At 66.3% G+C, this 23917-nt stretch carries 23 protein-coding genes, 1 tRNA gene and 1 riboswitch; of the genes, 9 read left to right on the forward strand and 15 right to left on the reverse strand.

Going from position 1 to position 23917, the window contains the following annotated elements:
* Positions 1 to 6: 6 nt before the first annotated feature.
* Complete coding sequence (locus tag AC1DIM_RS13415; protein WP_477710992.1) at positions 7 to 1230, reverse strand: glutamate--cysteine ligase 2; 1224 nt, start codon at positions 1228 to 1230, stop codon at positions 7 to 9.
* Positions 1231 to 1477: 247 nt separating this feature from the next.
* Between AC1DIM_RS13415 and AC1DIM_RS13420 the strand changes: the two genes are divergently transcribed.
* A complete protein-coding gene (locus AC1DIM_RS13420; protein ID WP_477710993.1) occupies positions 1478 to 2302 on the forward strand; it encodes an endonuclease domain-containing protein in 825 nt (274 codons plus the stop codon).
* A gap of 121 nt (positions 2303 to 2423) precedes the next feature.
* Here the strand turns inward: AC1DIM_RS13420 and AC1DIM_RS13425 are convergent, their stop codons facing one another.
* From AC1DIM_RS13425 to AC1DIM_RS13440, 4 genes are all read right to left on the reverse strand, one after another.
* A complete protein-coding gene (locus AC1DIM_RS13425) occupies positions 2424 to 3947 on the reverse strand; it encodes a UDP-N-acetylglucosamine 1-carboxyvinyltransferase (protein WP_477710994.1) in 1524 nt (507 codons plus the stop codon).
* Positions 3948 to 4082: 135 nt separating this feature from the next.
* Complete coding sequence (locus AC1DIM_RS13430) at positions 4083 to 4877, reverse strand: energy-coupling factor transporter transmembrane component T family protein (RefSeq protein ID WP_477710995.1); 795 nt, start codon at positions 4875 to 4877, stop codon at positions 4083 to 4085.
* Complete coding sequence (locus AC1DIM_RS13435; RefSeq protein WP_477710996.1) at positions 4874 to 6544, reverse strand: ABC transporter ATP-binding protein; 1671 nt, start codon at positions 6542 to 6544, stop codon at positions 4874 to 4876. Before AC1DIM_RS13435 ends, AC1DIM_RS13430 begins: the two co-directional genes overlap by 4 nt.
* Positions 6544 to 7164, reverse strand: a complete 621-nt coding sequence (locus AC1DIM_RS13440; RefSeq protein ID WP_477710997.1) for an ECF transporter S component — start codon at positions 7162 to 7164, stop codon at positions 6544 to 6546. The genes AC1DIM_RS13435 and AC1DIM_RS13440 overlap by 1 nt, the downstream gene beginning before the upstream one ends.
* Before the next feature lie 72 nt (positions 7165 to 7236).
* Positions 7237 to 7373: riboswitch (TPP riboswitch) on the reverse strand.
* Between the two features lie 56 nt (positions 7374 to 7429).
* Between AC1DIM_RS13440 and AC1DIM_RS13445 the strand changes: the two genes are divergently transcribed.
* Positions 7430 to 7972 (forward strand): heme-degrading domain-containing protein, encoded by a 543-nt coding sequence (locus AC1DIM_RS13445; protein ID WP_477710998.1) that lies wholly within the window; start codon positions 7430 to 7432, stop codon positions 7970 to 7972.
* Between the two features lie 92 nt (positions 7973 to 8064).
* Positions 8065 to 8328: a DUF4235 domain-containing protein gene (locus AC1DIM_RS13450; RefSeq protein WP_477710999.1), complete on the forward strand. Its 264-nt coding sequence runs from the start codon at positions 8065 to 8067 to the stop codon at positions 8326 to 8328.
* Between the two features lie 64 nt (positions 8329 to 8392).
* Here AC1DIM_RS13450 and mnhG read toward each other — a convergent pair whose 3' ends face one another.
* From mnhG to AC1DIM_RS13480, 6 genes are read right to left on the reverse strand one after another with little or no spacing between them, the layout of a single operon-like run.
* Positions 8393 to 8788, reverse strand: coding sequence for a monovalent cation/H(+) antiporter subunit G (gene mnhG / locus AC1DIM_RS13455; protein WP_477711000.1), 396 nt, complete (start codon positions 8786 to 8788; stop codon positions 8393 to 8395).
* Positions 8778 to 9056: an MrpF/PhaF family protein gene (locus tag AC1DIM_RS13460; RefSeq protein ID WP_477711001.1), complete on the reverse strand. Its 279-nt coding sequence runs from the start codon at positions 9054 to 9056 to the stop codon at positions 8778 to 8780. Before AC1DIM_RS13460 ends, mnhG begins: the two co-directional genes overlap by 11 nt.
* Positions 9053 to 9598 carry a Na+/H+ antiporter subunit E gene (locus tag AC1DIM_RS13465; RefSeq protein ID WP_477711002.1) on the reverse strand — a complete coding sequence of 182 codons (546 nt, stop codon included), beginning with the start codon at positions 9596 to 9598 and terminating at the stop codon, positions 9053 to 9055. The genes AC1DIM_RS13460 and AC1DIM_RS13465 overlap by 4 nt, the downstream gene beginning before the upstream one ends.
* A complete protein-coding gene (locus tag AC1DIM_RS13470) occupies positions 9595 to 11202 on the reverse strand; it encodes a Na+/H+ antiporter subunit D (protein ID WP_477711003.1) in 1608 nt (535 codons plus the stop codon). The genes AC1DIM_RS13465 and AC1DIM_RS13470 overlap by 4 nt, the downstream gene beginning before the upstream one ends.
* Before the next feature lies 1 nt (position 11203).
* The gene (locus tag AC1DIM_RS13475) at positions 11204 to 11779 is read right to left on the reverse strand and encodes a Na(+)/H(+) antiporter subunit C (RefSeq protein WP_477711004.1); all 576 of its coding nucleotides are present in this window, start codon (positions 11777 to 11779) and stop codon (positions 11204 to 11206) included.
* Positions 11776 to 14829 (reverse strand): Na+/H+ antiporter subunit A, encoded by a 3054-nt coding sequence (locus AC1DIM_RS13480; protein WP_477711005.1) that lies wholly within the window; start codon positions 14827 to 14829, stop codon positions 11776 to 11778. Before AC1DIM_RS13480 ends, AC1DIM_RS13475 begins: the two co-directional genes overlap by 4 nt.
* 192 nt (positions 14830 to 15021) lie before the next feature.
* Between AC1DIM_RS13480 and AC1DIM_RS13485 the strand changes: the two genes are divergently transcribed.
* From AC1DIM_RS13485 to AC1DIM_RS13495, 3 genes are all read left to right on the forward strand, one after another.
* Positions 15022 to 16425, forward strand: a complete 1404-nt coding sequence (locus tag AC1DIM_RS13485) for an MFS transporter (protein ID WP_477711006.1) — start codon at positions 15022 to 15024, stop codon at positions 16423 to 16425.
* Positions 16426 to 16523: 98 nt separating this feature from the next.
* Positions 16524 to 17006 (forward strand): cation:proton antiporter regulatory subunit, encoded by a 483-nt coding sequence (locus AC1DIM_RS13490; protein ID WP_275215155.1) that lies wholly within the window; start codon positions 16524 to 16526, stop codon positions 17004 to 17006.
* 5 nt (positions 17007 to 17011) lie between these two features.
* Positions 17012 to 18193: a cation:proton antiporter gene (locus AC1DIM_RS13495; protein WP_477711007.1), complete on the forward strand. Its 1182-nt coding sequence runs from the start codon at positions 17012 to 17014 to the stop codon at positions 18191 to 18193.
* A gap of 44 nt (positions 18194 to 18237) precedes the next feature.
* Here the strand turns inward: AC1DIM_RS13495 and AC1DIM_RS13500 are convergent, their stop codons facing one another.
* Entirely contained in the window at positions 18238 to 18813 is a 576-nt protein-coding gene (locus AC1DIM_RS13500) for a hypothetical protein (RefSeq protein ID WP_477711008.1), read from the reverse strand.
* Positions 18814 to 18896: 83 nt separating this feature from the next.
* Positions 18897 to 19472, reverse strand: a complete 576-nt coding sequence (dcd, locus tag AC1DIM_RS13505) for a dCTP deaminase (protein ID WP_477711009.1) — start codon at positions 19470 to 19472, stop codon at positions 18897 to 18899.
* Between the two features lie 174 nt (positions 19473 to 19646).
* Here dcd and AC1DIM_RS13510 point away from each other — a divergent pair, with 174 nt between their 5' ends.
* Positions 19647 to 21356 (forward strand): CAP domain-containing protein, encoded by a 1710-nt coding sequence (locus AC1DIM_RS13510; protein WP_477711010.1) that lies wholly within the window; start codon positions 19647 to 19649, stop codon positions 21354 to 21356.
* A 35-nt stretch (positions 21357 to 21391) separates the two neighbouring features.
* Here AC1DIM_RS13510 and AC1DIM_RS13515 read toward each other — a convergent pair whose 3' ends face one another.
* Positions 21392 to 21835: an SRPBCC family protein gene (locus AC1DIM_RS13515; protein ID WP_477711011.1), complete on the reverse strand. Its 444-nt coding sequence runs from the start codon at positions 21833 to 21835 to the stop codon at positions 21392 to 21394.
* Between the two features lie 254 nt (positions 21836 to 22089).
* Between AC1DIM_RS13515 and AC1DIM_RS13520 the strand changes: the two genes are divergently transcribed.
* Positions 22090 to 22163 (forward strand) — tRNA-Gly (locus AC1DIM_RS13520).
* A gap of 18 nt (positions 22164 to 22181) precedes the next feature.
* On the opposite strand, the gene AC1DIM_RS13525 is transcribed toward AC1DIM_RS13520, so the two are convergent.
* Positions 22182 to 22550 carry an SRPBCC family protein gene (locus AC1DIM_RS13525; RefSeq protein WP_477711012.1) on the reverse strand — a complete coding sequence of 123 codons (369 nt, stop codon included), beginning with the start codon at positions 22548 to 22550 and terminating at the stop codon, positions 22182 to 22184.
* A 188-nt stretch (positions 22551 to 22738) separates the two neighbouring features.
* On the opposite strand from AC1DIM_RS13525, the gene AC1DIM_RS13530 reads away from it, so the two are divergent.
* Positions 22739 to 23884: a N(5)-(carboxyethyl)ornithine synthase gene (locus AC1DIM_RS13530; protein ID WP_477711013.1), complete on the forward strand. Its 1146-nt coding sequence runs from the start codon at positions 22739 to 22741 to the stop codon at positions 23882 to 23884.
* Positions 23885 to 23917: the final 33 nt, after the last annotated feature.

Genomic DNA, 23917 nt, shown 5'->3' on the forward strand with positions numbered 1-23917 from the left:
GTGAGGTCAGACCTGGCGCACCCGCAGCAAATCGGGCGCTTCATCAACCTGTGGCTGCCCGGACGTACCGCGCATCGTGACGCCCACTGCGTGGGCAACAACGGCACCCAGCCCGCCGTCGTCGGGCGCTGTTTGAGTCGCCGCGTCCCGGACGCGTCGCTGCTCGGCGGAGCCGGTGCCACGGGAAATAATGTCCTCCACGCCTTGCCTGGCCAGTGCCAGTTCACCCTGTTCCGCAAGCACGGGCGCCAAGTAATCCACGAGGGAACGGACGACGTCGACTGCCGGGGCAGGCCTGAAGGTGCCGAAGTCCAGCAGTTCACCGCCCAGGCCACTGCTGCTCGCCTGCCAAGCCGCCATCCGGAGCAGCACGGTGGGCACCGGAGCGGGTTCAACCCCCTCCCGCCATTCCCGGCTGGCCGTCTCCACCAGGGCCCGCACCAGCACTGCGATCAGGGCGGCGTCCTCAGCCCGGAGGCAGACGTCGGCCACCCGGACCTCAACGGTGGGGTGGTTCCGGGAAAGGCGGGCGTCGAAGTAGATCATGCCTTCGTCCAGCATCACCCCGCTGTCCAGCAGGCGCGTCACCACCCGCCGGTACTGGGAATACGTGCCGAAGATGGCGGACGGGCCCGATGTTGGCCAGCGGTTCCAGGCCTGGGTGCGGTAACTTGCGAACCCAGTGTGCATCCCCATCCAGAACGGGGAGTTGGCACTCAGGGCGGTGAGGACGGCCAGCTTGTCCCTGATCCTGTCCAGCACGGCCACGCCCTCGTCCTCGGACTCGATGGACGTATGGACGTGGAAGCCGCACGTCAGCTGTTCCTGGGCGGTCAGGCCAAAACGCTCCAGCATCCGGGCATAACGCGGGTCCGGGGTGGTGTGGCTCGCCAACCCGAACGGAGAAGTGGCCAGTGCAGCCACCCTCGCGCCGAATTTGCGTGCCGCCTGGTCCGCGAGCAGGCGGCCGGCCCGAATCTGCGGGAGCAGCTCCGAATACTCAAGGCACGGACGCGTCTGCGTCTCGATCTGTTCAAGCTTCAGCTCGGCACTCAAGCCCATTTCGTCGTCGTACTCGGTTTCGTCCCGGGCCCTCCCCGCATACGGGTCTGGCGGGGCGTCGTCGGCCGCCAGCCGGTGCCCCGAAAGCAGGGCGTCCGCCAGCGCAAGCGGCTGCCCCGAGTCCGGATCAACGATCAGGAGCTCTTCCTCGACGCCGAAAGTTCGCATGGTTATATTGTGCGTCACCCGGCCGGGCTCGCGGCAGCCCGGTCCGGAGGCAGATTCTGACCTGCCGGATTCTGCGCCATCATTCCCTCGGACAGAGCGGGATGGCCCGGAACGGCGCCGCCGGCACTCCGAGCCAGCGGAATGATGGTGCAGAACCCGTCGGGGCACCGTTCCCCCACAGCCCGGGGTGTCCACATACAGCCATTCGCCCGTCCGCACCAAGCCAAAACCGTGGCTAACTCGGTCTATGGATCCCCTGGAGTTCTTGACATCCCTCGGCGGCGTGGCGCGGGTTGGCACCCTGCGGCGGGAAGGCTACTCGGACCGTGCGGTGCGGAACTTGGCAACAGCCGGAGCCAGCCAGCCCAGGAAGGGCGTCTGGGCATTGCCTGATGCAGACCCCGGGTTCCTGCGGGCGATAGTCAGCGATTCGCTCGTAACCTGTGCCTCCGGCGCGTCCCACTATGGACTGTGGCTCAAGGACATGCCCGGCCGGCTCCATCTGGCCAGCAAACACCGCCGCGGCAGGCATGCCCCAAAACACGGTCGCCTCCGGTTCACAGGGGACCAACGGCTACCCATCGCAAGTCTTGAGGACACCGTCATTCACGGCCTAACGTGCCTGGCCGAAGTGGACGCCATAGCCATGGCGCAGTCGGCGATGACGCAGCATGGCCTACCCCGGGCAGTCCTGGAAGCAGAGCTCACAGCGAAGTACTACGGCCCAGCGCGTAGGAGGCTGGCTAAGGCGGACGGCTTGTCCGAGTCCGTCCCGGAGATCAGTGCCCGGCTGCTGTTCGAGTCAGCGGGGCTCCGGTTCGACAGGCAAGTGCAGATTGCCGGCGTCGGACGCGTGGACTTCCTGATCGACGGCTGGCTCATTGTGGAAGTCAACGGCTTCCAGTTCCACAGCTCGCGCGCCGCCTGGCGGAAGGACATGAGCCGGTCCAACATCGCACAGACGCAGGCTTACGCGGTCCTTAGCTACGCCCCGGAACAGATCTGGAACGGCCCGGACATGGTCTTGAAGGAGATCCACGCGGTCCTGAAACGTGGCCGGCCGAGAGGGTGACGGATTCTGCTCAATCATCCGGCCCGGGCCTGACCCGCGGACCCGGAACGGCGCCGTCCGAACCACGATAAGGCCGAATGATGGTGCAGAACCGGCCGGGCTTGGCAAAAACCCCCCGGCGTCAGTCCTGGAAGTACTCCACCTTGGCGCCAATGGTGTTGAGCCGCTCGGCGAGGTCCTCGTAACCGCGCTCGATCACGTAAATGTTACGCAGCTCGGAGACTCCCCGTGCCGCGAGCATGGCTAGCAGCAGGCAGGCGGCCGGGCGGAGAGCCGGCGGGCAGCCCACCTCGGCGGCGCGCCACTTGGTGGGGCCGTTGACGTAGATCCGGTGCGGGTCCAGCAGCTGCACTTGGGCGCCGAGCCGGTTGAGTTCCGTAAGGTAGATGGCCCGGTTCTCGTAGACCCAGTCGTGGATCATGGTCTGGCCGTGCGCGTTGGCCGCGATGACGGCGAAGAACGGCAGGTTGTCGATGTTCAGCCCCGGGAACGGCATGGGGTGGATCTTGTCCTCCGGTGCGCGCAGCTCGGACGGCTTGGTGGTCACATCCACGAGCCGGGTCCGTCCGTTGCGCGCCGTGTACTCCCCTGAGATCTCCAGCTGCTGGCCCATCTGCTCCAGCGTGGCCAGCTCGATCTCCATGAACTCGATGGGTACACGCCGGATTGTCACCTCCGAGTTGGTGACGATGCCGGCGGTGATGAGGCTCATCGCTTCAATCGGATCCTCGGACGGAAAGTATTCAATATCGACGTTCACACGGGGTTGCCCAGTGATCTTCAGGGTGGTGGTGCCCACGCCGTCGATCTGCACGCCAAGCATCTGCAGGTAGAAGCACAGGTCCTGGACCATGTAGTTGGGGCTCGCATTGCGGATGACTGTGGTTCCCCTGCGGTGCGCCGCAGCCATGATCGCGTTTTCGGTCACGGTATCCCCGCGCTCAGACAGCACGAACGACCGGTTCCGGGTGTCCGGCTGCGGAGCCTGGACTGCGTAGAAGCCGGCCCTCGCTTCCACGGACAACCCGAACTGGCGCAGCGCCTGCATGTGGGGTTCCACGGTGCGCGTGCCCAGGTCGCAGCCGCCTGCATAGGGGAGGCGATACTCCGAGCTCTCGTCGAGCAGCGGGCCCAGGAGCATGATGACGCTGCGGGTGCGGCGCGCAGCGTCCACGTCCATGGCCGCCAGGTCCAGGACTTCGGGCCGGCGCAGCTGGAGGTCCGTGTCGTTAAGCCAGGTGCATTCCATGCCGATGCTGGTCAGCACCTCCACGATCCGGTTGACCTCTTCGATCCGGGCGAGCCTGCGCAGCACGGTGGTGCCGCGGTTGATCAGGCTGGCGCAGAGCAGGGCAACGCCGGCGTTCTTGCTGCTGTTGACATCCACCGACCCGGACAGGGTCCGGCCGCCTTCGATCCGCAGGTGGGTCATCTGCGGTTTGCCCACCTTGACGATGCTTCGCTCGAGAATCGTTTCGAGCCGCTGGATCATCTTGAGGCTGAGGTTCTGCTTGCCCTGCTCCATCCGGGCGATGGCACTTTGGCTGGTCCCCAGCGCCTCGGCTAACTGGCCCTGGGTCCAGCCCTTGTCTATCCGGGCGTCCTTGAGCGTAGCGGCAATGTGCTCGGCAGTTTCCTGAGTCATGGGAAGAAAATATCACAGATGAGCTATGAAGGAGCCATTTTATGCCGAGACACACAACGTGGGCAGATTCATACCCGATTCATGCGATATTCGCGAGTCGGAACTCAAGGTCCACCTACCCCTTCGCCCCGCCAACTACCGCCAAACAAAGTTCCAAGTCCCCATCCCCGCTGCGGCAACCACTGCAGCCGCAGCGATCAGTACGCCGCCCAGCACCACCCAGACGTCCAGCTGCGAGTAGGTGGACTCCCGTGCCCAGGTGCGCTGACCGGTGCCGAAACCCCTGGCTTCCATGGTCACAGCCAGGCGGGAGGCGCGCCGGATCGCCTGAACCAGCAGCCCAAAACCCTGCCCGAGCGTGGCCCGCAGCCGCTGCAGCGGGCTGCCGTGTGATCCCACGCCCCGGGCACGCCGGGCCATGCCGATGGTCTGCCATTCCTCGGCCAGGAGTCCCACCAGCCGCATCGCGGCCAGCGTGCCGAGCACGAACCGGTGCGGAAGGCGGGCTTTCTGCGCCAACGCGTCCGCGAGGTCGGTCGGGTCCGTGCAGGTCATCAGCAGGATGGCCGGCAGGGCTATCGCGAGTCCGCGCAGCATGAACCCGAGCCCCAGCCGAAGGGAACCTTCGCTGATGGACCAGATCCCGACGTCGAGCAGTACAGTACCGCTGTCCGCAGCGACAATCGCCGTACTCCAGCCACCCACCGCTGCCGCGATGATGAGGGGCCAGCCGCGTTGCCAGAGCAGGCGCAGCGATAGTCCGGCCAGCGGGAAGAGTGCCAGTTCGGCGGCGAGCGCCACCGAGGCGGAAACCCAGTCGATGGAGAGCGCCAGTACCAGCGTGATAAGGAAGACGGCGCCGAATTTGGCCAACGGGTTGGCGCGCGTCAGCAAGGCGTGGTTTCCGCTGAGCGTCAGGGCATCCCTCATGCGGCATCAGCCTCCTGGCGGGCACCGCCACGCGAGGCCGGGCCCAGTCGCAGTTCGGTGCCGCCCAGGACGGCGGTGAACTCTTCGTCGTGGGTCACCGAGACCACGGACGTTCCGGCGTCGAGCAGTTCGGAGAGGAACGACGCGAGCTCGGCCCACGTGTTGGCGTCCTGGCCGAACGTGGGTTCGTCGAGCACCAGGACGCGCGGGTGGGCCGCGAGGACAGTGGCCACCGACAGCCGCCGCTTTTCGCCGCCGGACAGGGTGTAAGGATTCGCGTCCACCAGATGCGTGAGGCGCAGCCGCTCCAGCAGCTCCTCCACACGTTCCTCCCCATGCCCCAGATGGCGTGGCCCAAACATCAGCTCGTCCAGCACCCGGCCCGTGACGAACTGGTGCTCGGGCTCCTGGAACACCGTGCCGATCCGCGAAATCAGCTGTTTGGCCTTCCAACGGAACGGATCTATCCCGGCACCCTGGGAAAGCTCGACGGCGGCCGACACCTTCCCTGCCACCGGAGCCAGGAGTCCGGCGAGCGTCAGCGCCAACGTCGATTTGCCGGCGCCATTGGGGCCGGTGACGGTCAGTGCCTGGCCGGCGCGGACCTGGGCCGTGATGCCCGTTTGCACGGGCACCGGCGGGATGGTGCGGAACCCGCGGCGGCGTGGCCGCTCACGGGATACGGCAACCTGCTCGGCAGCCAGCAGCAGCTGACCGGCACCACCGGAACTGCCCGAGGAACTGCCGGCGCGGGGCCGGGTCGCGGGAACGTAGCCCGGCACCCACACGCCGGCGCGGATCAGGATGCTGCGAGCCTCGGCGAGCACCTGGTCCGGCGGCCCGTCCAGGAGCACCCCGGAGGTGCTACCCCCGACGCCTGAAACGCTACCGGTCCCGGTAGCCGAACCAGGCTGCAGCACCACGATCCGGTCCACCAGGTCTTTCCAGACGGACACGCGGTGTTCCACCACCACCAGGGTGGCGCCGGTCTTGTCAAGGGAACGGCCCACGGCGTCCCGGACTTCCAGGACGCCGGCGGGATCGAGGTTTGCGGTCGGTTCGTCCAGCAGGATCAGCCCGGGCCGCATCGCGAGGATGCCGGCCAGCGCCAGCCGCTGCTTTTGACCGCCGGACAGGGCCGACGTCGGGTGGTCCAGCGGGAGCCCCCGGGCACCTGATCCCCCGGCACCCGGCCCACCCGCACCCGGCACCCCGGGCGCATTGTCAGGGCGGACGGCACCCCGCAGCCCGACGTCGTCGAGCGCTTCCTCCACCCGCCGCCAGATCTCGTCCCGCGGCACTGCCAGGTTCTCGGCACCAAAAGCGACGTCGTCGCCCAGCCGGGAGAGGACCACCTGTGTTTCAGGATCCTGCTGCATGAGTCCCGCGCGGCCGCGCTGGCCACGCGGCGCAACGCCGTCGATCAGCAGCGAACCCGTCTCGTCGGCGTCGTCCCCTTCGTCTCCCAGCACACCGGCGAGCGCGTGCAGCAGCGTTGATTTGCCGGCACCCGAGGGGCCCAGCAGCAGCACCCGCTCACCGGGCGCGATGTCCAGGTCGAGCCCGTGGACGGCGGGAACGGCGCGGCCGGCGTGCCGCCAGCCCCAGCCACGGGCGGACACCGCGGCGGGGCGCACAGCGGAGGCGCCAGCGTCGGAAGCGGCCATCAGTTGAAGACGGGCTCCGAGAAGGCCTTCCGGGACGCGAAAGCGCTCAGTACACCCGTCTTCGCCAGGCCGCGGGTGGCAACCCAGGAGACGGCGCCCGCGATCACGGCACCTGAGACGGCGCAGAACAGAATGTAGGCGGCTTTATCGCCGGCCTCGTAGGCGATGTTCCAGCCCCACGGGAGGAAGGAGTCGTTCAGGCCGCAGAAGAGCCCTGCCCCCGCACCGGCCAGCAGTGCGGTCGGGAGATTGAACTTCTTGTAGGCGAAGGCGGCGAACACCAGTTCCGCGCCGAGGCCCTGCAGGATGCCGGAGATCAGCACGGTGGTGCCGTACTGCGAACCCATCATGAGCTCACCGGTGGCGGCAACGGCTTCGCAGAACAGCGCGGCGCCCGGTTTGCGGATGATGAGCATGCCCAGCACGGCCGGAATCATCCAGCCGCCGGCGATCAGGCCGGTCAGGGGCGGGTAGGTGGCGTTCATCGGTGCGGAGACCAGCGCCGCACCCTGGTCCCAGGCCCAGAAGATAACACCGCCGGCGATGGCGATCAGAGCCGCCACCACGATGTCCACAACGCGCCAGGTATAGCTGGCCTTTTTGATGCCTACTGTTGTCATGTCAACCTCCTGAGGTACAGGAGGGGAGGGTGTTCGCGGTTTCGGCTCGGCCTGCGCCGCCCGGATCCGGACACTCTGAGAAGCTCGACTCCCTTGCGCCGGTACTAACCGGATCAGGTTCGAGGGTCTGCGGCTGTCCGCACTCTCAGCGCCCATCCCCCGGCTGCATTGCTGCAGTGCCCGACGGCGGCGCTCCCCTGTCGTAAATAAATCTGCCCTGATGGGCGTCACCCAGTTTACACCGCACGCGCGGTAAGTTGTGGGCATGACTGCCAATTCCCCCCATGTGACCGCGTTCGATCCCGATTCCAGCGGGAGCCAGCCTGAGGGCGCGCTCGAGGCCCTGATTGCCAGGATCGACGCGGAGGTCAGTGAGCTGCAGTTCCCACGGTTCACGAAGGACGATTCCCTCAACCTCGGGCTGCTGCTGGTGGAGCTCGGCAAGACCCGGAAGCTGCCCATCGCCATCGATATCACCAAGGGCGACCAGGTCCTGTTCCACGTTGCCCTGGACGGGGCCACACCCAACAACGAGCACTGGGTCCGGGCCAAGCAGCGGACGGCCGCACGGTACGAGATCCCTTCGCTGTTGGTGGGCCTGCGCGCACGGCTGCGGGGCGGCCGGATCGAGGACCAGGGCTGGTATGACGAGTCCGTCTACGCCGCGCACGGCGGGTGCTTCCCGGTTTACGTCACCGGAGTGGGCGCCGTGGCCACTGTGACTGTCTCGGGTCTGCCCCAACAGCAGGACCACGACCTCGTCGTCGAGGCACTCCGGGAGATCCTGGCGTCCATGCGCCCGGCCTAGGTGCCGGCCTAGGTGCCGGCCTTGTGCCGGCTGGCGGCCTGATCGCGTTAGGCTAAAGGCAGTCCCCGACCCGCCCACAAGGAGTTCAACCAATGAACCTGCTCATCAAGCTGCTCGGCACAGGAATCAGCATCGGCGCCGGGTTTGTCGGCACCAAGGTGGTCAACGCCGTGTGGGAAAAGTCCACCGGCCGCAAGGCACCCACAGGCAAGGACGAAGACACCGCCACGAGCCTTCGCTCGGCGCTGACCTTCGCGCTGATCTCAGCCTCGGTCAGCACCGTCATCCAGGTGCTCGCCAACCGCGGCACGCAGCGGGCCATCACCCGTTTCGCCAAGACCCAGGACGTCGTCTAGCGAGTTTTCGTCCAGATGCTGCCCGCTGAATAGTCTCCGAGCAGCGTTATCCGTACGAAAACCCTCAGCCGTCGGACGCCTCATCACGGGCGGATTTGGCCGCCTTCTGGACCACGGCCTCCAGATCATCGGAGCTGAGCAGCTCGCGGTGCATGTGCTTGGTGCGGTAGCCGGAGCGGCCCACCATGTGGGCGGACACCGGTACAGTCAGCAACTGGAAAATCCAAGCGACCAGCAGCACCGGCCACACCCACCACGTCCGCATCTGCAGGCCGATGGCTGCCAGGAGCAGGAACAGGCCCAGCACCTGCGGCTTGGTGGCGGCGTGCATCCGGCTCAGCAGGTCAGGGAAGCGGAGCAGGCCGACGGCGGCTGCCAGGGACATGAGGGCGCCCACCACCAGGAACACCGCCGTCACGATATCAATCACGTTATCCACCAGGCTCGCCTCAGGACTCATGGGTCTGCTCCCGCCGGTCGGCCACGAAGCGCGCCACGGTCACGGAGCCGATGAAGCCGACTACCGACAGTGCCACGAGCAGCATCAGGTTGTTCAAGTGCCGGTTCACGGCCATGTCGATGCACAGTGCCGCGCCGAGGATGGCCAGCAGGACGTCGGAGGCCAGCACCCGGTCCAGCAGCGAGGGGCCCCGGGCAATCCGGATAATGGCACCGGCCGCGGCCAGCGAAAGGATGACTGCCGTGACAGCCAGGACGGTCTGCATCATGCCGGGTTCTCCTGCCGCACTGCTTCGAGTTCTTCCCTGCTGCCCATGATGCGGATCAAGCCGGCTTCGATGGAGCGGACTTCCCTGCGCAGGCTCTCCACGTCTTCGACGCTGCTGATATTGAGCGCGTGGAGGTACAGGGTGGACGTTGAACGGTCCACTTCCACCACCAGCGAACCCGGAATCAGCGAGATCACGTGGCCGACGGCGGTGACAATAAGGTCCTGGTGGCTCCGCAGCGGGACAGCGACCACTGCGTTGATCACTTTCGGTCCGCGGACGGCCGCCAAGTACATGACTTCGATGCTCGCTGCCGCCACCCGGCCCAGGAACCGCAAGGCGAAAGGCACCGCGTGGAGGATGTTGAACCGGCCGCTGAGTTCCACCGGCGGCAGGTAAAACATCCGGGCCACCAGCACGGCCAGCAGGGCGCCGAAAAGCAGGTTGCCGGGGCTGAAGTCCTGCCAGAGCGCACCCCAGACAATCACCAGCCACACCAGCAGGGGAACCTCCTGGCGCAGGGAAATCCGTCGGCGGCTCATTCGCCCCCACCCGCTTTCAGCGCCATGGGTGGAACTACGGTGTCCTCACCGAGCACGGCCTGAATGTAGGAGGACCTGTCCAGCATCTCCTGGGCCGCCTGGTCCGAGACCTTGAACAGCGGGCCGGCGAAGACGGTGAGGGACACCCCCAGCACCACCAGGCCAAGGGTTGAACCCACCATCGTCCGGGGCAGCAGGGTCACGCTGTCGCGGCCGGCCCGGCGACCGGTGCCCGCCTCCTCCGGCACCGCCAGCAGGACGGGGTCGGGATGCTCAGCGTCTGAAGGCTTGCGCCAGAACGCACGGTTCCACACCCTCGCCACGGCCAGGAGTGTCAACAGGCTGGTGACCACGCCCCCGATCACCAGGGCATAGGCGAGCGGTGTGCCCAGCTCGATTCCGGCCTGGATCAGGCCCACCTTGCCCAGGAACCCGGAGAACGGCGGGATTCCGGCCAGGTTCATCGCGGGTACAAAAAACAGGAGCGCCAGGAGGGGCGAAAGTTTGGCCAGGCCCGCCAGCCGGTCCACTGAGGAACTGCCGCCACGGCGTTCGATCAGGCCCGTGACCAGGAAGAGGCTGGTCTGGACGATGATGTGGTGTGCCACGTAGAACACGGCAGCTGCCAGCCCGGCCACGGAGGACATTGCCAGGCCGAACACCATGTAGCCGATGTGGCTCACCAGCGTGAAGGACAGCAGTCGCTTGATGTCGCTCTGGGCCAGGGCGCCGAGGATTCCGACCACCATGGTCAGTAGCGCCACCACCATCAACGGAGTGTTCAGGCTGTCGCCGGGGAACAGCAGGGTCTCGGTGCGGACCATGGCGTAGACGCCCACTTTGGTGAGCAGGCCGGCGAAGACGGCTGTGACCGGGGCGGGCGCGGTGGGGTAGGAGTCAGGCAGCCAGAACGACAGCGGGAACACGGCCGCCTTGATGCCGAAAGCCACCAGGAGCATCACATGCAGGAGCGTCTTTGTTCCCTCGTCCAGGTCCGCGAGCTTGATGGCAAGGTCCGCCATGTTCACAGTTCCGGTTGCACCGTAGACCATCGCGATGGAGATCAGGAACAGCACGGAGGACACCACGGAGACCACCACATAGGTGACGCCCGCGCGGATGCGGGGCCCCGTACCGCCCAGGGTCATCAGGACGTAGCTTGCGGTGAGGAGGATTTCAAAGCCGACGTAGAGGTTGAAGAGATCGCCCGACAGGAACGCGTTGGACACACCGGCCACGAGGATCAGGAACGTGGGGTGGAAAATCGACACCGGGGCGTCCTGGTCGCCGTCGGCCATGCCCTGCCCGGTGGCGTAGATCAGCACGGCGAGGCTAACGGCGGAGGACACCACCAGCATGAGGGAGGAGAACTGGTCCACCACCATCGTGATGCCCCAGGGCGGCAGCCAGCCGCCGATGTTCACTGCGGCTGTCCCGCCCTCCCACACTGAGGCGAGCAGCAAGCACTCCAGCAGAAGGGTCAGGGACAGTACCGCGATGCTCACGGCGCGCTGCGCCCGGGCGTGCCGGAACAGCAGGAAGGCCAGTGCGGCGCCAAAGATGGGCAAGAGGACGGCGAGCGGGGCAAAGCTTGCGATGTTCACTTCACACCTCCTTCGGGCCAGGGTTGACGTTCCGCGAGCCGGGTTGCTCTTCGGCGGCGGCGTCCACGGCGGGAATCGTCCTGGCGCCGGCCGTGATGTGCTCCCCGGACTCTGGATGATCTGCATGATCAGAAATACCGCTGCCGTCGCTGCCGAGCATGGTCAGGGGAAACTCGGACGTCTCGGCCGGGATCGGGGCGTCGTCCTCAGCGTCAAACCGGGGTGTTTCGGCGACGCGGAGGTCCTCGATGTCGTCCTGGATCTCATCCTGGCGGGCAAGGACCCAGGTGCGGTAGATGATGCCGAGCATAAACGCGGTGACGGCGAACGAGATCACGATCGAGGTGAGGATGAGGGCCTGCGGGAGGGGGTCGGCGTACGCGTCCGCGCCGGTGTCCTTGTTGAAGAACGGCGCCAGGCCGGCATAGCCGCCCGTGGTCAGGATCAGCAGGTTGGTGGCGTTGGTCAGGAGCATCAGCCCCAGCAGCACCCGGGTGAGGCTGCGTTCGAGGATCAGGTAGATGCCGCACGCGTACAGCGCACCCATCACGATCAGCAGGGTCAGGTTGACGCTCATCCTTGGCCCTTCACGGTAGGTTCGGTGGACAGGCCCGCGGGCTCGTGCCCCCCGGCGGAAACGGCTCCGGCCATCACGTCCTCAACAAGGGAGTCCGGCGCCGGCTCGGCCTCGTGCTCGTCAAAATGTTCGTCGATCTCGGAACCCAGGCTGCGCAGCACGTCCAGGACGAGGCCCACCACCACGATGTACACGCCTATATCGAAGATAGTGGACGTGACGAACTTGATGTCGCCGAACACCGGCAGCCACAGTTCAATAATGGCGGACTGGAACACTTGCCCGCCCAGCAGGAGCGGCACCACACCGGAGGCGGCCGCCGTCGCGAGCCCGATCCCGAGCAGGGTACCGGCGCCCACTGGGGTGGCCTCCCGCAGTTCGAAACGGCCGCCGGCCAGGTAGCGGATGGCCAGGGCAAGCCCGGCCGTCAGGCCGCCGGCGAAACCACCGCCCGGCAGATTGTGCCCGGCGAGGAGGAGATACAGGGAGAAGATGATCAGGGAGTGGAAGATCAGCCGCGTGACCACCTCAAAGATGATGGAACGCCGTTCGGGGGCCAGGGTCCGTCCTGCCACGATCCAGGCGTCCCGTGCCGAGGCGGCAAACTTCCGGCTGATGGCCAGCGACGCGGCTTCGCGCGAACCGGGATCCGCTGCGGACTGCCGTCCAACGCTGCCCTCGGCAATGGTGGACGAAACCCTGAGCCGGTCGCCGCGTCCACGGACGAAGATCAGGCTGGCGACGCCGGTTGCGGCGAGGGCGAGGACAGAAATTTCCCCGAAGGTATCCCACGCCCTGATGTCCACGAGGGTCACGTTGACGATGTTCAGTCCGCCGCCGCCCTCGTAGGCAAGCCGGGGGAATTCCAGTGAGACCGGTACGGCCACCCGGGAGCCCATGGCGTATATGGCGGCAAAGACCATGGTGACGCCGAAGGCTGCCCCGATAATCACGCGGACCACGCGGTACCTGCCGCCGGTCCGGTCGCGGAGCTCGGCCGGGAGGCTGCGCATGGCCAGGACGAAGGCCACCAGGATGATGGTTTCCACCAGCATCTGCGTCAGGGCCAGGTCCGGCGCGCCCTGGAGCGCGAACATCAGGGCAATCCCATATCCGGTCACAGACACCATCAGCACGGCAAGGAACCGCCTGTTGGCCTTGACCGCCGCCAGCGCCCCGATCACGATCGCCGCACCCACCACCGGCTGAAGCGGTGAGAAGGGGTCGATAAAGTACAGGTCCGTCGGGAGGGGCTTCCCTGCCAGGAGCATGGCAGTCAGCGGCAGCGCGAACGCCATGGAAAGGATCACGGAGAGGTAGAAGTACAGCGAACCACGCTGCGTGCGGCCCGTGATCCACACCGCCGTGTCATCCAGCGCACCGATGCTGAGCTGGTAGAAGCGGTCGCCGTCGATCCAGCCCGGCACCCGGGACTGTGCCCGGGCCACCAAAGTTCGGCCGAAGTGCATGGCCAGGCCCAGCGCGAACGTGAGCGCAGTCAGCCCGAGGGCCGGGGTGAGGCCGTGCCACAGCGCAAGGTGGCCTGCCTGCCCGGCCGGTGTGCCGGCGTCGGCCGCGGTGGCGGCAAAGAGAGCCGCATAAGGCTGGACCCATGCGTCCACCGGGGCGGGCCACAGGCCGTAGACGATGGTGAGGAGGCTGAGGAGGGCCGGAGCCGCCAGGAAAGAGGGCCTGACGGCCTTGAACGGTGTGGGTTCAACGCCGGGCTTGACGGCAAACGCCCCCCACATAAAACGGGCGCTGTAGGCGAACGTGAGGACCGAGCCCAGAACGATGCCCACGAGCACCACCATGCTCCAGGGCTCCCCCGTGGAAGCGTGATGGACGAAGGCTTCCAGTACCGATTCCTTCGCCACAAAACCTGCCAGCAGCGGAACGCCGGCCATCGACGCGGCGCCGATGCCGGCAACGATGCCGAGCGCGCGGGACGAGCGGAAGACGCCGGAGAGCTGGCGGACATCACGGGTTCCGGACTGGTGGTCGATGATGCCCACCACCAGGAACAGGGTGGCCTTGAAGAGGCCATGCGCCAAAAGCATCGCGAGGCCTGCGAGCGCCGCGTCCGACGTCCCGAGTCCCACCACCATGGTGAGGAAGCCCAGCTGGCTGACGGTGCCATACGCGAGAATGAGCTTGATGTCCGTCTGGCGGAGTGCCCGGTAGCCGCCCACCAGCATGGTGGCCAGGCCCAACCCCAGCACAATGGACTGCCAGTATGCGGTCTCGGAAAATCCGGGCGCGAGCCTGGCTACGAGGTAGATGCCGGCCTTGACCATCGCCGCGGCGTGCAGGTAGGCGCTGACGGGGGTGGGGGCTGCCATGGCTCCCGGCAGCCAGAAGTGGAAGGGAACCAGTGCGGATTTGCTGATGGCGCCCACGAGGATCAGTACGACGGCGGCGGCGACGATTCCGCTGGCCGGTCCAGTTACCAGCGTGGGAGCCTGCTCCAGGATCGCCGAGATCCGGTACGTTCCGGCGCTGTAGCCGAGCATGATCAGGCCCACCAGCATGGCCAGGCCGCCGGCCGTGGTGACCATCAAGGCCTGCAGGGCGGAGCGCCGGGCGGCCAGCCTGGTGCGGGCGAAGCCGATCAGCAGGTAGGACAGGATGGTGGTGAGTTCCCAGAAGACGAACAGCAGGAGAAGATCGTCCGCCACCACCAGGCCGAACATGGCACCGGCGAAGGCGAGCAGCTGGGCTCCGAAGCCGCCGAGGTCCTGGTCTTTCCTGCTGAAGTACCGGGCACAGTAGACCAGCACCAAGGCGCCCACGCCCAGGACCAACAGGGACATCACCCAAGCCAGCGGATCCAGCCGAAAGGCGAATTCCAGTTTCAACCCGGGGATCCAGGGGATGACCTCCGTGACCGCCCCGGCGCCCGAATACACGGCGCCGTGCTGGAAAAGCAGCCAGATAAAGGACGCAGCGGGTACGGCCGCCAGGGCATAGAAGGCGTTACGGCCCCACATCCTGAACAGGAGAGGCGCCACAGCAGCCACCGTAAACTGCACGGCAAGGACTGTGATCACTGGTATCTCCGCAACGTCAGGGATTCGTTTTACAAAAAGTTAGGGCAGGCGGTCAATCGTTAGGTTCGGTGGCGACAGTTTATCAAGCCGTTCCAGCCACTTTTCCCGCAAAGGCCCACGAGCGCTCGATTTTGCCGGGTGTCAGGCGTATTATGCCCGCCCTGTTCGCCACGGGCGGATACGATTCAGCCTATGAACACCGCCAGCGCTGCTGAGGCCACCCAACCGCCATCGGAACTCGCGTCCGGAACCCGGACCACCCGCAAGGGCCACGTGCTCGCCTGGGCCGCCTGGGACTGGGGCTCTGCGGCGTTCAACGCGGTGATGACTACGTTCGTCTTCACCGTCTATCTCACCTCCAACGCCTTCGGGGACAAGGACCAGGCCTCAGCCATCCTTGGCGGTGCGCTGGCCATCGCAGGCCTCGCCATCGCCCTGCTCGCTCCGGTGACGGGGCAACGCTCGGACAACGGAGGCCGGCGCAAGCTGTGGCTGGGAGTCAACACGGCCGCCGTCGCCATCCTCACGGGGCTGTGTTTCTTTGTTTTCCCCCGGCCGGAGTTTTTGCTGCTGGGCGTCTCCCTGATTGCGCTGGGGAATGTGTTCTTTGAATTTGCCGGCGTCAACTACAACGCCATGCTCACCCAGGTATCCACCCCGACAAACATCGGCAAGGTCAGCGGGTTCGGCTGGGGAATGGGCTACCTCGGCGGCATCGTGGCCCTGCTGGTAGTGCTGCAACTCTTTGTGCAGCCGAGCTTCGAATGGTTTGGCGCCTCCACGGAAGGCAGCCTCAATATCCGGCTCGTGGCCGTGTTCTCAGCTCTGTGGTTCTTCATCTTCGCCCTCCCGGTCCTGTTCACCGTCCCGGAGCTGCCGCGGCCGGCGCGGGCAAAACAGCTGGGCTTCTTCGCCTCCTACGGCCTGCTGCTCCGCCGGATCAAGGCGATCTACGCCACGAGCCCCCACACGATCTACTTCCTCCTCGCCAGCGCGGTCTTCCGCGACGGGCTCGCGGCAGTCTTCACCTTTGGCGGGATCATTGCGGCCGGCACCTTCGGTTTCGAGCTGTCCCAGGTCATCTTCTTCGCCATCTTCGGCAACGTCGTGGCGGCCGTGGGTGCCGTCATCGGCGGCTTCCTGGATGACCGGGTGGGGCCGAAGGCCGTGATCATGGGCTCCCTCGTGGGCCTGCTGATCGCCGGCACCATGATCCTGGTCCTGGGCAACGGCAGCTACGTGTTCTTCGGTACCGCATGGGCCGGCACCACAACGTTCTGGGTTTTTGGGCTGTTCCTCTGCCTGTTCGTGGGCCCGGCACAGTCATCCTCCAGGGCGTACCTGGCGCGGCTTGCACCCGGCGGCGAGACCGGCGAACTGTTCGGCCTCTACGCAACCACCGGCCGCGCCGTCAGCTTCCTGGCCCCCGCACTGTTCACCCTGTGCATCACCCTGGCCACTCCTCTGGTGGCGCCGGGCGAGGCCCAGCGTTGGGGAATCCTGGGCATCATGGTGGTACTGCTCGCCGGCCTGCTGGTCCTGCTTCCGGTGAAGCCGCCGGGCAAGGCATCAATAGCCCTGGTCCCCGCCTCATAGCGTGACCACTGGCCGCAGCATCGCGCCGGTGTGTTGACCTGCTGTCTTCAGCGGCGCCCTGACACCCGAAAACGGCCTGCGGAGGCTAGGCTGGAAGTATGAACGTGGACGAAACGGACCTCCCCGGCCTGGGCCGGCGGAAGGATTTCATGACGGCTTCCGGGCGTCGCATTGGCGTCGTGGAGCTGCGGGAAGGCCAGACGGAACTCATCGTTTCCACCTGGGACGATCCCGACACCTGCCAGGCCTCCATTCCCCTGACCGGGGATGAGGCAGCCACCCTGGGCAACCTCCTCGGCGGCCAGCACCTGGCCATGAAGCTGGCCGAGGAACACCGGGACGTGCCCGGGATTGTGACCCGGCAGTTCTCCATCGCCCCTGATTCCCCGTTCCAGAACCAGCCCATGGGCAAAGCGTGCATCCGCACCCGCTGCGGCGTCTCGATTGTGGCGATCATGCGTGAAGGCGAGGTGCTCCCTTCCCCGGGACCCGACGTCGTACTTCATTCCGGTGATTTGCTGGTGGCAGTTGGAACCCAAGAAGGCCTCGACTCGGCGGCCGATATCCTCCGCAACGGCTGACCGCCATGGACCCGCTGGCCCTGACCCTCATTGAACTGGGGGCCGTTGTGTTCTGCCTTGGCCTGCTGGCCAGGCTGGCCGGACGGATCGGAATGTCACCCATCCCCCTCTACCTCGTGGGCGGACTCGCCTTCGGCGCGGGCGGGGTGGTCAAGCTTGATGGTATGCACGAATTCGCACATTTGTCCGGCGAAATCGGTGTGATCCTGCTGCTGCTTATGCTCGGATTGGAATATACGGCTGCCGAGCTTTTCACCGGTCTGCGGAGGTCATGGCAGGCCGGTGTTCTTGACCTGGTACTGAACTTCCTGCCGGGCGCCGGGATTGCATTCCTGCTCGGCTGGGGTCCGGTCGGCGCCATGGTGATGGGCGGCGTCACGTATATATCCTCGTCAGGTATCGCCGCGAAAGTGATCACCGACCTCGGCCGGCTCGGCAACCGCGAAACGCCCGTGGTGCTTTCCATCCTGGTGTTCGAGGACCTGGCCATGGCCATCTACCTTCCCATCCTCACAGCCACCCTCGCCGGCGTGAGCTTCCTGGGCGGGCTGACCACCGTGGGCATTTCCCTGGCCGTCGTCACCCTTGTTCTGATGGTGGCGCTGCGGCACGGCCACCACGTGTCCAAGGCGGTGCACAGCGAAAACTCCGAGGTCTTCCTGCTCAACCTGCTCGGTGCCGCCCTGCTGGTTGCAGGAGTGGCTTCGGCGATGCAGGTCTCCGCGGCGGTGGGCGCGTTTATGCTCGGCATCGCTATCTCCGGTGCGACGGCCCACAGCGCCACCCGGATCCTCGAGCCCCTGCGCGACCTGTTTGCCGCCATTTTCTTTGTGGCGTTCGGGCTCAACACGGATCCTTCGTCCATCCCCCCGGTCCTCGGCTGGGCGCTGGCCCTGGCTGCAGTCACCGCGGCCACCAAGATGCTCACGGGGATCTGGGCGGCCAAGCGCGCAGGCGTCGGCCGGCCCGGCCGTTTCCGGGCAGGGGCTGCCCTGATAGCCCGCGGCGAGTTCTCCATCGTCATCGCCGGGCTCGCCGTGGCCTCCGGTGTAGTCCCACGCGACCTTGCAGCACTTGCCACGGCCTACGTCCTGCTGATGGCCATCATCGGACCACTGGCCGCCCGTTATGTTGAGCCCGCGGTTAAGGCACTCCGCCCGCGGGCCCAGGAGCCTGCCCGCACCTAGGTTGGCTGCCGCCGAGGAGGCCATCGAGAGGCGACGTCCCGGCGCTATGACCGACGCTTAGCGCCGAGATCTCCCCGCTCGATCCGCCAGCCAGCCCGGACCACGGCATCCAGCACCCGGTGCGCACACCCGTCGAATCCCCAGGTCCGCACGTGGCCGGCGGTCACGGTCACGGACTGCCAGCCAACGGCGGCAATGGATTCGTCCCGGCGGATGTCCGATTCGCGTTGGCGGGCCTCCAACCGCAGCCGGCTCTCCGGCGCTGAGTCAGCACCAACCCGGCAAAGCTCCAGCGCCTGCCTGGCTTTGCGGCTACCCCGGACGCCCGGAGTGGACTGCACCTGCTCCTGGAGGTCATCAAGCGAACAGAACGCTTCCCGTCTGGGCCCGAAGCTCCTGGTCTGGCTGCAGATGAAGTAGTCCCCTGCCGCCAACAGGTCTTCCAGGCCAAGGACCGAGGCCAAGTCCAGCCATGTGCGGGCAGGCGAGATGACCCGAACGCCGTCGAGCATTGCCACATCCCACGGACGCAGGGACAGACGGTGACCGGCCACCCCCTTGCGCGCCGGCCGCGTGCCACCACCGGCCGCAGCCAAGTGGACTATCAGGTCGTTCTGCACGCCGCTTCGCGATCGAGCGGCGAACTCTCGCCGCTAAGACGGGCCCTTAACGCCGAGACGTCGCCTTTCGGCAGAAAACCTGCCTAAATCTCGGTGCGGTGGAAGTTCAGGTGGCTGCGGCTGGCGGTCGGCCCGCGCTGGCCCTGGTAGCGGTTGCCGTACTCGCCAGAGCCGTAGGGGTGTTCGGCGGCCGAGGACAGCCGGAAGAAGCACAGCTGGCCGATCTTCATTCCGGGCCAGAGCTTGATGGGAAGGGTGGCCATGTTGGACAGCTCCAGCGTGACGTGCCCGGAGAATCCCGGATCGATGAACCCGGCCGTTGAGTGCGTCAGCAGGCCCAGCCGGCCGAGGGAGGACTTGCCTTCCAGTCGGGCTGCGATGTCGTCCGGCAGCGTGACGGTCTCGTAGGTGGAGCCAAGCACGAACTCGCCGGGGTGCAGGATGAAGGGCTCGCCGCGGTCCACCTCGACCAGGCGGGTCAGCTCGGGTTGCTCCTCCGCGGGGTCGATATGGGCGTACTTGTGGTTGTCGAAAAGACGGAAGAACCGGTCGATCCGCACGTCCACCGAGGATGGCTGGACCATTGCGGGATCGTAGGGTTCGAGGACGATCCGTTGGGAGTCCAGTTCAGCGCGAATGTCGCGGTCAGAGATCAGCACGCCTCCCAAATTACTATGCGTTGTCCACAGCGCACATTTTTCGTTGTTGCTGTCGCCTAGTGGGGCTAATGTTGCCTCAGGATGTCAGCCACCGGAGGTCTCCCGGCTGGTACAACTGAACTGAACTGATCTGGGGTTGGTTTGAAAAACTTTGCGGCGCCTGCCGTTGTGGCTATGTTGTGTGCCGTTGCCCTGGTCTCTCCCGCCGCCGGCCTGCATTCCGTCCCGCCCGCCCGCCAGCCGTCGGCCGAAGCGGTTGGTGCCTTCGGACCACGCGCGGTCGCCTTGGGTCCCGCGGGCACGGCGGACGACGCCGGCGGCGCACCCGGTGCGGATACCGGCAGCGGGCCGCTCCTCGCCCCCGCCGTGGATCCCGCGATCACAACGGAGTCGCCCGCGGGCGCACAGAACCCGGTGCCCGCGGCAGCGGAACCAGTACCGGCCACCGGGGCTGCAGCGGCTGCCACCACGGCCGGAGCCCCGGCGACCGCAGCCCCCGCATCTGAGGTTCCCTCCGTGCCGCCCCTGTGGGCTCCGGAGGAGGAACTGGCGCAGAACAAGTCCACGGTTCCTGCCCCGCAGACCTTCGCAACGGAATCCCTCGCCCCCGCGACTCTTGCCACCGAGGCGCTGGTCCCGGACAACAATGCGGCTGCCATCCTGATTGTTTTCACCAAAATCAACGAGTACCGCGTGTCCAAAGGCCTGACCCCGGTCAAGTACAACCCCACGGTGGCCGGCATGTCCCAGGACTGGTCGGACAATATAGCCTCCCGCGAAGTGATCGAGCACCGGGCCAACTTCTGGCTCGATCCGCGTGCCATGAGCCCGGGCAGCGCCGGTGAAGTCATCGCCATCCGGACGGACCGCGACGCCGCACAGTTGGTGGAATGGTGGAAGGGCTCTCCCGGCCACAATGCCATGCTGCTCGACCCGCGCTTCAACGTCATGGGCGCCGGAATCTCCTACACGAACAGCACATACAAGATCTGGGGGGTGGTGAACTTCTTCGGATACGCCACCCTTCCGGCCGGCACCGTCAATTCTCCCGGCGGCAGCTCCACCGGCGGTTCAGCTTTCCCGCCACCTACGCCCACCGTGTGCGATTCCTCCGTCAAGCACATGCCGCCCACCCTTGACCTGAGCGGTGCGGCCATTACCAGCGCCGCCGACCTCGTCTCCGTGAATGCCGGCGGCGAGCTCATCAACCGTCCCTCCACGGGGAACAGGACCTACGGACCGGCCAAGGTCATCAACTCCTTCTTCAGCAACGTCAAAGAAGTATTCGTCACCGACTGGGACCGTAACGGCACCTATGACATCCTCGCCCAGTGGAACGACGGCCGGCTGACGCTTCATCCAGGATTCGCGGGTGGCGGTTTCGGCGCTGCGGTCACTCTCGGCCAGTCCGGCTGGGCCGGCATGACGCTGGCCGTAGGCGGCTGGTGCGCCAACAACCGGTTCCCGCAAATCGTGGCCCTGGATTCCTCGGGCAACCTGTGGCTCTACCCGAACGCGGGCCTGGCAGACATGTCCTCGCGCACCCTGATGGCCGGCGGAGTTTCTGCCACCCGCCTGAGCATGGTGGACTATGACGCCGACGGCTTCCAGGACCTCCTGGCTCGAAAGTCCGACGGCACCGTGCAGCTCTACCGCGGAAACGGCTCTCCGGCGCCGCGCGCCGAAGCCCGGGCCACTGTGGCCACCGGCTGGACGGACGTAACGGGCATCCGGCCGCTGCGCGACGTCACGGGCCTAAACTCGACCGGGGTGGCACTGCGCAGGGCCAACGACGTGGTGCAGTACTGGGACCTGACCGGCGGAACCCTCGCATCGCCGTCGAACATCACCGGCAGCTGGGCAGGCCAGCGGCTGGCCCAGTAGACGGGGCACCAGCCGGTACGCCTGTGCCGGCGTTCCTACGCGGCCGAGGGGACCGCCAGCACGTCCTTGAGGCGCTCCAGCTGGGTCACTTCAGCCTTCATGGCCCTCTGGATACCGGTGTTCATCAGTCCCAGGAGCCCCTTGGGCTGGTATTCGAGGGCGAACCGGACACGGGTTCCGGCCGGTTCGGTACTGAGGTAGTACCCGCCGGACGGACGGGTCTGGCCGGCAATGACCTGGTACTGGACTTCGGCCCCGGGCCGGGCTTCGGTGATCCGGAAGTCGGCTGGAACCGGCCAGCCGGAGCGGCCCAGCACCGTCTGCCGGTACACCGCACCCTTGGTCCGGGCGGCGCCGGAAGCCAGGCTGATGCTGCGGATGCCCGTGCGCCATTGCGGCAGGTTCAGTCCGTCGATGAGGAAGGTGTAAACATCCATGGCGTCACGCGGGATGAGTACCTCGTGTTCTGCAAATGCCATGGGGAGAATCCTTCGGTTAGCGGCTGTCCAGCGGTGATAGCCCGCCCCACCCCCATGACACTGCAGCTAACGGGTTCACAGTAGCCAGTGCTTTTGTCCCGCACCTAGCCACAGGCGGGGACGTTATTGAAGAGTTACGGGATGACGCCGCACGGCAGGATTTAAGCCCGACACGGACCGCACGGTGGTCGCCGTTGCCGGCGCACGGACGCATCTGCGCTAAGCTAAGTTCTGCCCCGCGCACCTGGGGCCACGCGGCTGTAGCTCAATGGTAGAGCGCTAGCTTCCCAAGCTTGATACGCGGGTCCGATTCCCGTCAGCCGCTCCACTGCGAACAACCCGCCCGTTACGGGGCACTCTTGGCCTTCCTCACACCACGCTCCACGGCTTTCTTCAGCGCCGCCAGCCGCACCGCCTCCTGCTTCCGGTAAACGCCCTCCTTGGCTGCGGAAAACATCCGGCCGAGTCCCTTCGGAGCATACTGCGCGGTCACGGTCAGCCGGGTGCTGTCTGCCACCGGATAGACGACGCAACTGCAGGTGATGGTTTCAGTGCGGGTCTCATGTGCTTCGGTCCAGGAACGGTCCAGCACCTGGTCCCGGAAGTGCACCGTCACGCCATCCTGGCCGGGCACCGCGGCGCGGGCCTCCCCGTCCACGCAGAACGCGTAAACCTCTGCACGCGCGCAAGGGATGAGGACGGTACTTTCAATCATGATGGATCCCATGCTGCTATTCCCGTAAGTTCCGCAGGGCCTGCCCGGCGCAGTGCCCAGAGCGTCATTTTCACACCGGGAAGCTGCGGGAACAATCACCGCCGCGCCTGGCGACCCAAACGCCCGTTAGGTGCCGCCCTGTATCGTCGGAAGCCAGGAACCTCTTCGGTTCCGCTACAGGAGTGATCATGGCTGACAAGCTGACCCTGGGAGTGATGGCCTCAACGCGGAAACCGGACGAGCGCCGCCTCCCCATTCATCCCCTGCATTTCGAACGCATCGCCCCTGAGCTGCGCCGGCACATCCTCCTGGAGGAGGGCTACGGCAAGCGCTTCGGCGTCTCGGACAAGCATCTCTCCACCCTCGTGGGAAGCATTGTCACGCGGGAAGCGCTGCTGGCGGAGGCCGACGTCGTGCTCCTGCCCAAACCCCAGCCGGAAGACCTGGCCGAACTGCGGGACGGCCAGGTCCTTTGGGGATGGCCGCACTGCGTGCAGGACCGCGCGATCACCCAGCTGGCCATCGACAAAAAGCTCACGCTCATCGCTTTTGAGGCCATGAACCACTGGGCGAGCGACGGCGGCTTCGGCCTGCACGTATTCCACAAAAACAACGAACTGGCCGGGTACTGTTCGGTGCTGCACGCCCTCTCTCTGACCGGCTCGACGGGCGACTACGGCCGCCGGCTGAGCGCCGTCGTGATCGGCTTCGGTGCGACCGCCCGCGGCGCCGTGACGGCCCTGAACGCGCACGGCATCCACGACGTCCAGGTGCTGACCAACCGCGGTGTCGCCGCCGTGGGCGCGCCGATCCACTCGGTTAACATCGTGCAGTTTGATCACGACGCCGAAGCCCCCTACCTCAGCCAGGTCATCACCGAGCGTGGCCGGGTTCCGCTGGCACCGTTCCTGGCCGAAAGCGACATCGTGGTCAACTGCACGCTGCAGGACCCGAACAATCCGCTGACCTACCTGCGGACCGAGGACCTGGCAGCGTTCAATCCAGGCAGCCTGATTGTCGACGTTTCGTGCGACGAGGGCATGGGCTTCAGCTGGGCGCGTTCCACCACCTTCACCGAACCGATGTTCACCATCGGGGACCACATCAACTATTACGCGGTGGACCACAGCCCGTCGTACCTCTGGAACTCCGCCAGCTGGGAGATCAGCCAGGCGCTGCTGCCATTCCTGGAAACAGTCATCGGCGGCCCCGAGGCCTGGGACGCGAACGAGACTATTTCGCGGGCCACCGAAATCCGCGCGGGCGTGATCCTCAACAAGGACGTACTTGAGTTCCAGCAGCGCCAGGCAGAGTACCCGCACCTGCCGGTGTAGAGCCCTGTTCCTGCCCGCCGGCCCCTGCCCGCG

Source organism: Pseudarthrobacter sp. 01T43 (genome assembly GCF_056398665.1).